Annotated in this window: 8 protein-coding genes; 7 read left to right on the top strand and 1 reads right to left on the bottom strand. The window is 65.7% G+C overall.

Features of this window, described 5'->3' with window-relative positions; all coding sequences use genetic code 11:
• The 3 genes from SSKA14_RS15710 (at position 1) to SSKA14_RS15700 (ending at position 3,819) form a co-directional block, all read left to right on the top strand.
• A complete protein-coding gene (locus SSKA14_RS15710; RefSeq protein WP_008264893.1) occupies positions 1–930 on the top strand; it encodes a helix-turn-helix transcriptional regulator in 930 nt (309 codons plus the stop codon).
• 111 nt (positions 931–1,041) lie between these two features.
• Positions 1,042–3,213 (top strand): TonB-dependent siderophore receptor, encoded by a 2,172-nt coding sequence (locus SSKA14_RS15705; protein ID WP_040008049.1) that lies wholly within the window; start codon positions 1,042–1,044, stop codon positions 3,211–3,213.
• A 123-nt stretch (positions 3,214–3,336) separates the two neighbouring features.
• Positions 3,337–3,819 carry a hypothetical protein gene (locus SSKA14_RS15700; RefSeq protein ID WP_008267606.1) on the top strand — a complete coding sequence of 161 codons (483 nt, stop codon included), beginning with the start codon at positions 3,337–3,339 and terminating at the stop codon, positions 3,817–3,819.
• A gap of 56 nt (positions 3,820–3,875) precedes the next feature.
• Here the strand turns inward: SSKA14_RS15700 and aceE are convergent, their stop codons facing one another.
• Complete coding sequence (gene aceE / locus SSKA14_RS15695) at positions 3,876–6,551, bottom strand: pyruvate dehydrogenase (acetyl-transferring), homodimeric type (protein ID WP_008264502.1); 2,676 nt, start codon at positions 6,549–6,551, stop codon at positions 3,876–3,878.
• 274 nt (positions 6,552–6,825) lie between these two features.
• Between aceE and SSKA14_RS15690 the strand changes: the two genes are divergently transcribed.
• The 4 genes from SSKA14_RS15690 to SSKA14_RS15675 all read left to right on the top strand — a co-directional run bounded on the left by SSKA14_RS15690 (position 6,826) and on the right by SSKA14_RS15675 (position 13,041).
• Positions 6,826–7,341, top strand: coding sequence for an RNA polymerase sigma factor (locus SSKA14_RS15690; protein ID WP_008266364.1), 516 nt, complete (start codon positions 6,826–6,828; stop codon positions 7,339–7,341).
• Positions 7,338–8,363, top strand: coding sequence for a FecR domain-containing protein (locus SSKA14_RS15685; RefSeq protein ID WP_008265211.1), 1,026 nt, complete (start codon positions 7,338–7,340; stop codon positions 8,361–8,363). The genes SSKA14_RS15690 and SSKA14_RS15685 overlap by 4 nt, the downstream gene beginning before the upstream one ends.
• A 138-nt stretch (positions 8,364–8,501) precedes the next feature.
• A complete protein-coding gene (locus tag SSKA14_RS15680; RefSeq protein ID WP_008266774.1) occupies positions 8,502–11,435 on the top strand; it encodes a TonB-dependent receptor in 2,934 nt (977 codons plus the stop codon).
• Between the two features lie 10 nt (positions 11,436–11,445).
• The gene (locus tag SSKA14_RS15675) at positions 11,446–13,041 is read left to right on the top strand and encodes an alkaline phosphatase D family protein (RefSeq protein ID WP_008265496.1); all 1,596 of its coding nucleotides are present in this window, start codon (positions 11,446–11,448) and stop codon (positions 13,039–13,041) included.
• Positions 13,042–13,119: the final 78 nt, after the last annotated feature.

Raw genomic sequence — 13,119 nt, 5'->3', positions numbered from 1 at the left:
ATGCATGCCCTCACCCTTGCCGACCTGGACCACCTGGGCCGCCGCAGCGGCTTCCGCTATCGACTGCCGGAACCGGCCGCCACCACCGCGGAGCCGTACGTGGTCGAGGGCAGGGTGGAGCAGCGCTGCCTGCGCCCGGGCGTGACCCTGGCGCTGTCGGACGTGGTTGCGCACCAGGCCTTCGAGGCGATCTCGGAAGTGCCGCCGGCGTTCTCGGCCATCGTGATGCTGGAAGGCTGCGCCGGTGCTCGCCTGTCAGGGCAGGCGCAGATCGGAATGCGCCCGGGCGCGGGCGCGAGGATACTGGCCGATGCGGCGCCCATGACCGCGATCCACCCCGCGGGGCAGCGCATGCGCAGCCTGAATGTCTCGCTGGATGCATCGGCGCCGCTGGATGACCCGGTGATCAACGAACTGCTGTCCGCGCACCGCTCCGACGGCCGGCCGTTGCACAGCTGGCAGGTACCCGCGCATCTGGGGCACGCGGCCGACCAGCTGCTGTCGGGTGTCTGGGACGGTGCGATGCATGCGCTGCTGTGCGAGGGCGTGGGCCTGCAGATGCTGGCACTGTCCCTGGGCGCGCCTGCTCGCAATGCCGCGTTGGAGCTGCGCGTGTCCGCGCGCGATCGCCGCATGCTGCAGCGGGTGATCGATTGCCTGCAGGCAGCGCCGGCCGCCGATCACAGCCTGGACGATCTGGCGCGCGTGGCCTGCATGAGCGCCAGCAGCCTGCGCCTGAAGTTCCTGCAGGAGTATCGATGCTCGGTGTTTGCCTGGCTGCGCGAGCATCGGTTGCAGCGGGCCTGCGAGCAGCTCCGGCAGGGCTGCAGCGTGCAGCAGGCCGCACATTTCGCCGGCTACCGGCATGCCACCAATTTCGCGACCGCGTTCCGTGCACGCTATGGCATCGCACCGAGCCGGTTCCGCTGACGTTCGATCATCGCCGGCAGCGCGCAAACACCTGCTGCGTCCGCGCATACGTGCGCTCACGTTCAAATGACAATAATTCTCATCCAGCCTTTCCTTCCCGCTGGACCTTCCATGCCTGCCTGTTTCCGCCCGTGTGCCCTGGCAACTGCCATCGGCACGACCCTGGCGCTGTTCAACGCTGCCCATGCCGCCGAACGCGCACCTGCCGCCACGGCCTCGCAACTGCCCACCGTGCAGGTCACCGCCGATCTCGACGGCAGCACCGAATCGTCGCGCTCCTACACCACCGATTCCATGGGCACGGCGACCGGCCTGTCGCTGACGTCGCGGCAGACACCGCAGTCGGTCAGCGTCGTCACCCACCAGCAGATCGAGGACCGCGCGCTGCTGAGTACGGCCGATGCGCTGGCCACCGCGCCAGGCATCTCGGTCACGCGCAGCGATGCCAACCGCTACTCGTTCTCGGCGCGGGGTTTCGAGATCGACAACTACCAGTTCGATGGCGTGGTGATGCCGGTGCTGTCGCCGTGGAATTTCGGCGAGAACAACCTGGACATGGTGGTGTATGACCGTATCGAGATCGTGCGCGGTGCCAACGGCCTGATGACCGGTGCCGGCAATCCTTCGGCAGCGGTGAACTACGTGCGCAAGCGACCGTTGCGCGAGTTCGCTGCCAGTGCTGGCATCGGCCTCGGTAGCTGGGACGCACGGCGGGCGTGGGCGGATGTGTCCAGCCCGTTGAGCAGGGAAGGCCGCGTACGCGGTCGCCTGGTGGCAGCCAAAGCAGAGGCCGACAGCTACACCGCCGGCCTGGACAGCACCGCGAAGACGCTCTACGGCGTGGTCAGCGTGGATCTGGGCGAGGACACCGGGTTGATCGCCGGCATCTCCTACCAGGGCAATGACAACCGTGGCTTTGGCAGTGGCTTCGCGCTGTTCAACGCCGATGGCACGCGCACCGCCTTCGATCGTTCGGTATCGGCCACGGCCCCGTGGGCACGGATGAGCACCGATACCCGCAACGGCTTCTTCGATTTCAACCACCGCTTCGGTAACGACTGGCAGGCGCGGGTGTCCTACAGCCGTTCGCATACCGACATGGAGATGAAGCATCTCTATCGCGGCGGCTATCCCGATCCGGTCACCGGTGCCATGCCCAATGGCAACAGCTTCACCCGCTACGATGGACCGGTGCGGCGAGAGGCACTCAGTGCCAGCCTGTCGGGTCCGTTCCAGCTGTTCGGTCGCCAGCACACGGCGTCGATCGGCTGGTCGCGGTCGCGCGACGAGATCGCGCTGGGCCAGTACCGCGCGCTGGCGCCGCTGCCGCCGTTGGCCAGCTATCTGGACTGGCACGGGCCGGGCACGCCGGAACCGGTGTGGGCCAGCAGCAAGACCCAGGCCGATGATCTGGACAACCATCAGAGCGGCGCCTATGCGGTGGCGCGGCTGTCGCTGGCTGACCCGCTGCATGCGATCGTCGGTGCTCGCCTGAGCAACTGGGAGACGGACCAGGTCTACTTCGGCAGCAAGCGCAAGTACCGTTATCGCAACGAGTTCGTGCCGTATGCCGGCTTGGTCTGGGGCCTCAACGGGTACAGCAGCGTCTACGCCAGCTACACCGGCATCTTCAAGCCGCAGAACAATCGCGATGCATCCGGGCAGATCCTCGACCCGGTGAGCGGCCGCAGCTATGAGCTGGGCCTCAAGGGCAGCTGGCTGCAGGAGCGCTTGAATGCTTCAGCCGCGCTGTTCCGTACCCGGCAGGACAACCTGGCCGAAGCGACCGGCGGGCTGGTCGAGGGCAGTACGCAGGCCGCGTACCGCGCAGTGAAGGGTGCAACGGTGGATGGACTGGAACTTGAACTGGCCGGTGAGCCATTGCCGGGCTGGAGCCTGGGCACCAGCTTCACCACGTTCGTCGCGCAGGACGCACAGGGCAGGGCCATCAATACCGCCAAGCCACGCAGCCTGTTCAAGCTGTTCACTACCTGGCGCCTGCCCGGTGCCTGGGACCGGCTGACCCTTGGTGGTGGCGTGGACTGGCAGAACCGCATGTACCAGACCGCCACGGCACCCGGAAACCGCCGGGTGCCGGTAGAGCAGCCCGGCTATGCGCTGGTCAACCTGATGGCGCGCTACCAGTTCAGTTCCAACCTGTCCGCGGCGGTCAACATCAACAACCTGTTCGACCGCCACTACTACTCGCAGATCGGCTTCTACAACCAGGCCTGGTACGGCGCGCCGCGGAACGTGATGTTCACCGTGAAGGTCGGCTATTAAGGCGTGACGTTGCCCTGTGTTCAGCGCTTCGGCTTGTACCCGGCACGGGTGACGGGCACGATCCGAAGCGCTGCGCCCCACAATGTCCTACGCAGAGCCTTCTTCACTCGAACGGAGCATCGTATGAAGCTGTTGTCCGCTGTGTTGTTGTCCGCGCTGTCACTGCCGGCCGCGTCGGCGCTGGCGATGGAGGCCTCACCCTCACCGCTGCTGGGGCGCTGGTCGCTGGATATCGCCACCTCGGCGCTGCCCGAAGCGCAGCGCCCGAAGCAGGTGGTGCTGGAGTTCAAGGACGCCGGCAGCGGCCGTTGGAGTTCGCATGTGGATATCGTCCTGCATGACGGCAAGACCATGAAGTCCGATGGCACGCTGGCCCTGGATGGCACGCCGGGCGCCTTGTCCGGCACCTATGGCGCGGACAAGGCCAACCTGAAGCTGCCGGCGCCGAACACGCTGGTGATGCAGCTGGTGGACCATGGCACGCCCGCCTCGACCCGCATCTACACGGTAGCCGATGACCGCGCGACGATGACCGAGACCAAGGCGTTCTACGGCCATGACGGTACGCCGATCCTGCAGACCAACCTGTTCAAGCGGTTGCCCTAGCGGCACTGCGCGCGCCGCGCCTGCGCGGAAGATCCGCAGGCGTTGCGCCTGCCGCCCTACACCGCGGCCGGATCGGGCTTGCCGGTGTCGATGCCGTATCGGTCGATGGCCTCCTGCACCCGCGAGCGCTCGATGCGGCCCTCATCGGCCAGTGCCTTCAGGGCCGCCAGCACGATGAAGTGGCGATCCACTTCGAAGAACGTGCGAAGCGATTCACGCGTGTCGGAGCGGCCGAAGCCGTCGGTGCCCAATGCAGTGAAACGGCGGTCATTGATGAAGGGACGGATCTGGTCGCCGACGATCTTCATGTAGTCGGTGGCCACCACCAGCGGCCCTGCGTGGCCTTGCAGGCACTGCTGCACGTAAGGCACACGGGGTTCCGCGGCCGGATGCAGCAGGTTCCAGCGTTCCGCAGCCAGGCCATCGCGGCGCAGTTCGGTCAGGCTGGTCGCGCTCCAGACGTCGCTGGCGATGCCGAAGTCCTGTTGCAGCAACTCGGCCGCAGCCTCCACTTCGCGCAGGATCGAGCCACTGCCCATCAGCTGCACGCGTGGCTGCGAGGTCCCTCGTCCGGAGGGCGCGGGGTGCAGCAGGTACAGTCCCTTCAGGATGCCGGCCTCGGCGCCCTCGGGCAGTGCCGGATGCGGGTAGTTCTCGTTGAGTACGGTGATGTAGTAGTAGATGTCTTCCTGGTCGACGTACATGCGGCGCAGGCCGTCGTGGATGATCACCGCCAGCTCGTAGTTGAAGGTCGGGTCGTAGGACACGCAACTGGGAATCACCGACGACAGCACGTGGCTGTGGCCATCGTCGTGCTGCAGGCCTTCGCCCATCAGCGTGGTGCGGCCGGAGGTGGCGCCCAGCAGGAAACCGCGCGTACGCGCATCGGCTGCGGCCCATGCCAGGTCGCCGACGCGCTGTAGCCCGAACATCGAATAGAAGATGGAGAACGGAATCGTGGCCAGGCCATGGTTGCTGTAGGCGGTACCGGCGGCGATCCACGAACAGATCGCACCGGATTCGTTGATGCCTTCCTGCAGGATTTGCCCGTCCCTGGCTTCCTTGTAGTAGCTCAACTGGCCGGCGTCCTGCGGGGTGTACAGCTGGCCGAGGTACGAATGGATGCCGATCTGGCGGAACAACCCCTCCATGCCGAAGGTGCGCGATTCATCGGGCACGATCGGAATCACCAGCCTGCCCAGTTCCGGGTCCTTCAGCAGACTGGTGAGGATGCGCACGAAGCCCATGGTGGTGGACTGGCCACGATCGCCGCTGCCCTGCAGCTGGCTGTTGAAGATCGACAACGGCGGCAGTGGCAGCGGATCGACCCGGGCCAGGCGCGCCGGCAGCTGTCCGCCCTGGATGCGGCGGCGCTCGGCGAAGTACAGCGCTTCGGCACTGCCGGGTTCCGGGCGCAGGTAGGGCATCTCCTCCAGTTGTTCGTCGCTGATCGGCAGATTGAAGCGGTCGCGGAACGCACGCACCGCGTCGGCGCTCATCTTCTTCAGCTGATGGTTGATGTTCTGGCCTTCGCCGGCTTCGCCCATGCCGAAGCCCTTGACCGTCTTGGCCAGGATCACCGTCGGCCGGCCGCTGGTATTGACGGCCTGCTGGTAGGCGGCGAAGACCTTCTGCGGATCGTGGCCGCCGCGTGCGAGCGCCCAGATGTCGTCGTCGCTCATGTGCGAGACCAGCTCCAGCAGTTCGGGGTAACGGCCGAAGAAGTGCTCACGCACATACGCGCCGCTCTGCGACTTGAAGGTCTGGTAGTCGCCATCCACACATTCCATCATGCGCTGGCGCAGCAGGCCGCCGTGGTCGCGGGCCAGCAGATCGTCCCAGCCACTGCCCCAGATCAGCTTGATCACGTTCCAGCCGGCGGCGCGGAAGGTGCCTTCCAGCTCCTGGATGACCTTGCCGTTGCCGCGCACCGGGCCGTCCAGGCGCTGCAGGTTGCAGTTGACCACGAACACGAGATTGTCCAGCCGCTCGCGTCCGGCCAGCGAGATCGCCGCCAGTGATTCGGGCTGGTCCATCTCGCCATCACCCAGGAAGGCCCATACCTTGCGACCCTGGTGTTCCTTCAGGCCCCGGTACTCGAGGTAGCGCATGTAGCGCGCCTGGTAGGCTGCGGTGAGCGGGCCCAGCCCCATCGACACGGTGGGGAACTGCCAGAACTCCGGCATCAGGCGCGGGTGCGGGTAGGAAGACAGTCCTTCGCGCGCGGCTTCGCGGCGGAAGTTGTCCATCCGCTGCGGATCGATGCGGCCTTCCACATAGGCACGGCCATAGATGCCCGGCGCGGAATGGCCCTGGATGTAGATCATGTCGCCGTCGAAGGTGTCGGTGCGGCCGCGGAAGAAATGGTCGAAGCCCACGTCGTACAGCACGGCGGCTGACTGGTAGGTGGCGATGTGGCCACCGACGTTGGAATACCTGCCGGCACGCAGCACCATCACCATCGCGTTCCAACGGATCATCGCGTTCAAGCGGCGCTCGATGGCCAGGTCGCCCGGATAGGCAGGTTGGCGCTCGGGGGGAATGGTGTTGACGTAGGCGGTCCAGGCGCGGGTGTGCAGGTCGCCGTGCTGCTGGGCGTCCAGATCGCTGAGCTGGTCGATCAGGTAATGCGCGCGTGGCCGGCCACCGGCCTGCATCACCGCCTGCAGCGATTCACGCCACTCCCGCGTTTCCAGCGGGTCGGTATCGAAGGGGATGAGGGCTTGGTTCATGGCGGTCTCCAGAGTGCGCCGGCCGGCCGCCTGCCGGGACGACAACACCGGCAGGGCGCACAGCACTGGAGCGGGGTTGCCACGGCGGGGCCGGGAGGCGAAGGGCGACCGTGGCGGTCACCGGGAAGGAAAGCGTAGGCCGGGCCTGCTGGCGTCGATAGGCGGGCCCGGCTTGGGTCTCTGGCAAGCAGCCGTTGGCATGCCACTGCAACACCCCTGTCACCGAGGGCCGTCACTCTGCTGGGTTTTCCAGCCTCGGGGTGGTTGGTCGGCCGTGAACAGCGTGAGGATCTGGGAAAAGAGCTACGAACTGCGGCGCAGGCTGCTGCGTGGCTTCTTCCTGCGTCGCGGCTCGGCCAGCGAGGATGCCGAGGATCTCGCCCAGGAGGTGTACCTGCGGCTGCTGCGGACGACCGGCGAGGATGCGGCGGCGATCGAGAACCCGGAAGCCTACCTGTTCACCGTGGCGGCCAATCTGGCGCGCGAGCACGCACGCTCGCGTTCCACGTTGCCGCCGCTGGAAGACGTCGATCTGCTGGCTGAAGTGTTGAAGAGTGAAGAAGACATCGAAGGTGAGTTCGAGCGCGCGCAGCGCTGGATCGACATCCGCAGCGCCATCGCACAGTTGCCGACGACTACGCGGCGGGTGATGGAACTGCACTATCGCGACGGGCTGGACTGCCCGGGAATCAGCCAGCAGCTGCAGGTGTCGGTGCACATGGTGCGCAAGCATATCGGCAAGGGGCTGGAGGCCTGCAGGAAGGCGCTGGGCGCCAGGGAGCACACATGAACCGGCATCCATCCCACGTGGCCGACGATGGCATTTCCCGCGAGGCCATGGACTGGTTCCTGTGCAATCGCGAGGGGACGTTGAGCGAGGCCGAGCGCGCTGCCTTCCTGGAGTGGATGAAGCGTTCGCCCGAGCACGTGCGCGCCTACATGCGGGCGCTCGCGCTGTATCGTCAGGTCGATGAGGCACTGCAATCGCCGCTGCCCGAGGAGGTGCTGGCGTGGCCAGTGAAGGGCGCCTCGGCGAAGGTGGTGCCGCTGTTCGGCAGCACGCCGGAGCCGCTGCGCAGTGTGCCCAGGCGCGACCGCACACGCTGGCTGGGCCTGGCCGCCGCAGCGTGCGCTGCCTTGCTGGGCATTGGCCTGCTTCCGCTGCTGATGCCTGCCGAGCAGATGTACAGCGCCGACCACGGTGAACTGCTCGACCTGGTGCTGGCCGATCAGACCCAGGTGCAGCTCAACGCGGACAGCCGCCTGCGCGTGCGGATGGGCTGGTTCAGCCGCAAGGTGGAACTCCTGCAGGGCGAGGCCACATTCGACATCGCTCACGACCGGCGGCCGTTCAAGGTGCAGGTGAACGGCCTGGAGATCCGTGACATCGGCACGGTGTTCGACGTGTCGCGACGTCTGCAGGGCACGCGCATCGGCGTGGTTTCCGGCGAGGTCGAGGTCTGGAGCCAGGGAGCAGGCGCCCGCCGCCTTGCACAGCTGGACGGAGGGCGCGTGGTGCAGGTCGACACGCGCAGCCATGCCGTTGAATCGTTGGACATGCCATTGTCGATGCTGCTGGACTGGCAGCAGCGCAAGGTATCGTTCCTGGACGAGCGGCTGGACGAGGTGGCTGCAGCCTTCAACCGCCACAACCAGGTACAGGTGCGGGTGCTGGACGAAGGCGCGGCGGCGGCGCGGTTGTCCGGCAGCCTGGATGCGCATCGCATCGGTGCGTTGCAGGCCTTCCTCGAACGCGATCCGCGCTTCGTCGTCCGTCGCGAAGGCGATACGGTGCGGGTCGGAAGTCGTTGAAGCCGGCTGCCGCGCGCTGTCAGAAAAAATTCATCGAATCCGCGTTCTCCACTTCGGCGGACGCGGGCTCTTACTTGGGAGAAGCCGCTGTCGGATCACGCTGCGGCACCTGTTGCCTCTCTCTTCCAAGGACCCGTGATGCGGAACACGCTCTACCTGTCGATCGTCCTCGCCCTGTCTCCCTGCAGCATGCCGGTGGCCCTCGCGGCCGGCGCCGATGGCCTCGAAACGCCTGTATCGGCCCCGATTGCAGCGCAGCCGCTGTCGCGTGCGCTGGAACAGTTGTCGCGCAGTTCCGGCGTACAGTTCCTGTATTCGGCGGGCGGTGACGCGCGCATGGCCGGCGCGGTGCCACGAGGGGCTACCGTCAGGCAGGCGCTGGACGCTCTGCTGGCCGGTACCGGCCTGGGCTATACCGTGGTCGATGGCAACGTCATCGCCATCGATCCGGCACCCGCGCGCACCGCCCCGAAGCCGGCCGCACCGAAGCCGCGCGAGGCCGAGGCCGTGGTGGCGCCAACGCTGGATACGGTGAAGGTGATCGCCGCCCACGAGGTGATCGACCAGAAGAAGACCTCGCCGGTGATCAAGGACTCGGTGGTCTACGACGAGATGGACAGCTACGGTGACGAGACCTTGGCCGAAAGCCTGATGGCCGCGCCGGGCCTGAGCGCGGTCGAGGATGCCGGTGAACCACGCTACGTGACCGTGCGTGGCGTGCAGGCGAACCTCAACTACACCACCATCGATGGCATCGCGATTGCCAGCGTGGGCGGCAGTGGCTCCGGCGAGCGCATGAACAACCTGCAGCTGATTCCCAGCGACATCGGCACCCGCACCGACATCTACAAGAGCTTCAGCGCCGAACAGGCGCCGGACGCGATTGGCGGCGTGATCGACATCATCAGCCGCAGCGCGTTCGATCGATCCGGCAAGTACGTGTTCGCCGACGTCGCCGGTATCCATTCCACGGCCGAGACCCATGTCGAGCGCAGCGCCGGCGGCAACCACGAGACGTTGGGCCACTTCGGCAAGAGCGCCAAGATGGTGTTCTCCAACCAGTTCGGTGCCGACCAGCAATTCGGCATCGTTGCGGTGGCCCGCTACGAGCAGCGTTCGCGTAACAGCGTCAAGCGCTGGGTGGAGTCGAACTACTACTACAACGATGCCGGCAAGTACCTTACCGACGGCACCACCGGGCCGGACGAGGCCAAGGGCTGGAACGGGCTGCGTGCACCCGGCAACTTCAGCACCGGTACCTACACCAACTTCATCACCAATTTCGGTGGCTCGGCCAAACTGGAATGGAAACCATCGGATGATCCGTTCTATGCGTCATTGCTGCTGTACTCGTACCGGTTCTACGAGAACTCGACGATGAACAAGACCGATCTGTATGGCAATGCCAAGTTTCCGATCCGCAACCAGACCGAACACAGCGGCACCACCCAGATCAACAGCATCTACATCAAGAATCGCCACGACCGCTGGGACCGCAACAACCGTGGCGCCATCGCCAGCTTCAACTGGGATATCGGTGATCGCTCGCGGCTGACCCTGCGCGGCGGCCACACCGAGGAGACCTTCCACAACAGCCAGGTCTACTGGGGCGTGCGCGCCTATCCGAGCAACCTGTTCGTCGACTACGAGAACGACAGCCACGGCTTTCCCAACGCGGTGGGCGTCTCCGACTCCAGCCTGCTGACCAGTTCGGCATTCAAGCTCAATCCGGCACAGGCCTATGTTTCGCCGCGCGATGCCAAGGAAACCATCGACAACCTGCGCGCCGACTTCAGCTACAACATCGATGCCGACGCGCGCGGTTTCGGCCTGGCCGCGGGTGCCGAGTACCGTCACCTGAAAATCTGGCAGGACATCGATTTCGATTACTACAAGAGCAGCGCGACGTTGAACGACTACCTGTACCCGGGTTCGACCCTGCTGGGCAGCGTGCCGGGCTTTCCGCTGATCGACAACCGCAAGTGGAACGACGAACTGTTTCCGAAGCTGGGCAGCAACAACGCGGCGTATCCCAATGCCAACTTCACCAGCGACTACAAGTACGTGGAAGACATCGGCAACGCGTATGTGTCTGCCCATTACGCCTGGGACCGCCTGCTGCTGATCGGCGGCCTGCGCTATGACCACACCGCCTTCGATGCATTCAGTCCGTTCAGCAACGACGGCGGCACCACCTATACCTCGGCCTTCCGCAAGACCGGCGGCGGCTACAACAACCTGCTGCCGTCATTGAACGCCACATTCAAGCTGAGTGATGACCAGCGCCTGCGATTCTCCGCCAGCCGTACCCTGGGCCGGCCGACGCCGAGCAATATCGCCCAGGCCACGAGCACCAGCTGTGGCGATGACGAGGAAGGCAGGGGCTTCTGCACCATCAAGCAGGGCAACGCCAACCTGCAGCCGCGCCGTTCCACCAACATCGACCTGGCGTGGGATCTGTACTTCAACGGCAACAACGGCCTTGTCTCGGTGGCGCTGTTCGACAAGGTGATCAAGGATGACATCTACACCCTGACCACCTTCGAGAACGTGGGTGATACCCGCTACCGGGTGACCCAGCCGATGAACACGGATGAGTCGAAGCTGCGTGGCATCGAATTCGCGGTGGCCAACCGCAACCTGCAGCGGGGCCGCCACCGTTTCGACATGTACTTCAACGCGACCCGGCTGGAGGGCCAGACCAACTACCGCATCAGCGATGGCACCGAGCGCCGCCTCGACCGTCTGCTGTACCAGCCGGACTGGTCGCTCAACGGTTCGGTGATCTGGCGCATGCCATGGAAGAGTGCGCAGCTGCGCCTGTCCGGTACCTACCGCAGCCGGATGCTGGTTGATTTCGGTGATACCGAGTGGCTGGATTCGTACTACGACCCCTACATGACCTTCAACATGGCCTTCAGCCACAAGGTCAGCAGGCACGTGACGCTGAAGTACGAAGCCAAGAACCTGTTCAATACCCAGCCCACCTACAGCACCGGTCCGAACGGGCGCTTCCGTACCGAGATCGACGACTACGGCCGCTTCTTCTACTTCCACATCATCTACAACTGAGGGCGCAGCCGTGGAGACGATCAATCGCAGGCGATTCCTGGCACTGGCCGGCCTGTCCGCAGCCGGTGCGTGGATGGGCACGGCACATGCACTGGCCGCGCAGGCCGATGCCACCGCGCTGAACCCGCGCAACCTGCTGGCCTCGCCGCACTTTGCCAGCACACCGTTCACCCTGGGCGTGGCCTCGGGTGATCCCTCCGCCGACGGCATGGTGCTGTGGACGCGGCTGGCGACCGAACCACTGTTGTTCGGCGGCGGCATGCCGACGCGGCCGATGGTGGTCGAGTGGCAGCTGGCTGCGGACGATGGCATGCGCAAGGTGGTACGCCAGGGCTCGGCGATGGCCCATCCCGAGCTGGGCCACGCCGTGCACGTGGAGCTGGAAGGGCTGGCACCCGGTCGCCCCTACTGGTACCGCTTCACGGTGGGCGGCCACGCCAGTGCGGTGGGCCGTACCCGCACCTTGCCTGCGGCCACGGCCGCAGTGGATCGGGTGCGCTTTGCGGTGGCGGGGTGCCAGCACTACGAGGAAGGCCACTACACCGCGTGGCGGCGGATCGCCGGGGAGCCGCTGGATTTCGTGTTCCACTACGGTGACTACATCTACGAGGGTGAAAGCCAGCCGGGCCGGCGCAGGATGAACGGCCAGCCATTCACCAACCTGCGAAATCATGTCGGGCCGCAGACCTATACGCTGGACGACTACCGCCGCCGCTACGCCCAGTACAAGAGCGATGCCGACCTGCAGGCTGCACATGCGTCGGCACCCTGGTTCGTCACCTTCGATGACCACGAAGTGGACAACAACTGGGCCGGTGCCGAAGACCAGGACGATACGCCCAGCGAAGTCTTCCTGCTGCGCCGTGCGCAGGCGTTCCAGGCCTACTACGAGAACATGCCGCTGCGGCGTTCGGCATTTCCGCGCGAGGGCCACATGCAGCTGTACCGGCGCGCGCGCTACGGAACGCTGATGGACCTGCACCTGCTCGACACCCGCCAGTACCGCAGCAAGCAGGTGAACATGGCGCTGCGCGAGGAGGTGGAATCGCCGAAGCGCAGCATCGTGGGGGCGAAGCAGGAGCGCTGGCTGTTCGACGGCCTGGCCGATGCCGCACCGCGCTGGCACACCATCGCCCACCAGGTGGCGCTGGGCAATTACATGCGTGAGAAGGACGGGGTGGTGCAGTCGTCCGACGACCAGTGGTCGGGCTATCTGGACAGCCGCCGGCGCCTGCTCGACCACATCCAGAAAGTCGGCTTCGGCAACGTGGTCACGGCCTGTGGCGATGCGCACCGCCATTACGCCAGCGACCTGGTGCAGGACCATCGCGATTCGGGCGTGGTCTCCAGCGAATTCCTCGCCACGTCGATCACCTCCGGTGCCGATGGCCAGGGCATGGACGCTTACGCCGAAAACCAGCTGCGGCACAGCCCGCACCTGAAGGCGACCACCGACAAGCGTGGCTATGTGCTGTGCGATGTCACCCGCCACGCATGGATCGGTGACATGAAGACGCTGGATTCTGTGATGCAGCCCAATGGCAACGTGCAGAGCTGGAAGCGCTACGCGGTGGAGCACGGCCGGCCGGGGTTGCAGGAGGCCTGATCAGGCCAGTCCATTGTAGCGTCGAGCCATGCTCGACTGCTTTTCCCGGTAGATGATCGAAAAGCAGTCGAGCATGGC

It is taken from the genome of Stenotrophomonas sp. SKA14 (genome assembly GCF_000158575.1).
Taxonomy (GTDB): domain Bacteria; phylum Pseudomonadota; class Gammaproteobacteria; order Xanthomonadales; family Xanthomonadaceae; genus Stenotrophomonas; species Stenotrophomonas forensis.
The sequence above is the reverse complement of the archived record's forward strand: the minus strand, read 5'-3'. Positions and strand labels throughout refer to the sequence as shown.

Excerpts from the sequence above, each read along its gene's own strand:
- SSKA14_RS15710 (WP_008264893.1), top strand. The coding sequence starts at position 1 with ATGCATGCCCTCACCCTTGCCGACCTGGACCACCTGGGCCGCCGCAGC.
- SSKA14_RS15705 (WP_040008049.1), top strand. The coding sequence starts at position 1,042 with ATGCCTGCCTGTTTCCGCCCGTGTGCCCTGGCAACTGCCATCGGCACG.
- SSKA14_RS15700 (WP_008267606.1), top strand. The coding sequence starts at position 3,337 with ATGAAGCTGTTGTCCGCTGTGTTGTTGTCCGCGCTGTCACTGCCGGCC.
- aceE (WP_008264502.1), bottom strand. The coding sequence starts at position 6,551 with ATGAACCAAGCCCTCATCCCCTTCGATACCGACCCGCTGGAAACGCGG.
- SSKA14_RS15685 (WP_008265211.1), top strand. The coding sequence starts at position 7,338 with ATGAACCGGCATCCATCCCACGTGGCCGACGATGGCATTTCCCGCGAG.
- SSKA14_RS15680 (WP_008266774.1), top strand. The coding sequence starts at position 8,502 with ATGCGGAACACGCTCTACCTGTCGATCGTCCTCGCCCTGTCTCCCTGC.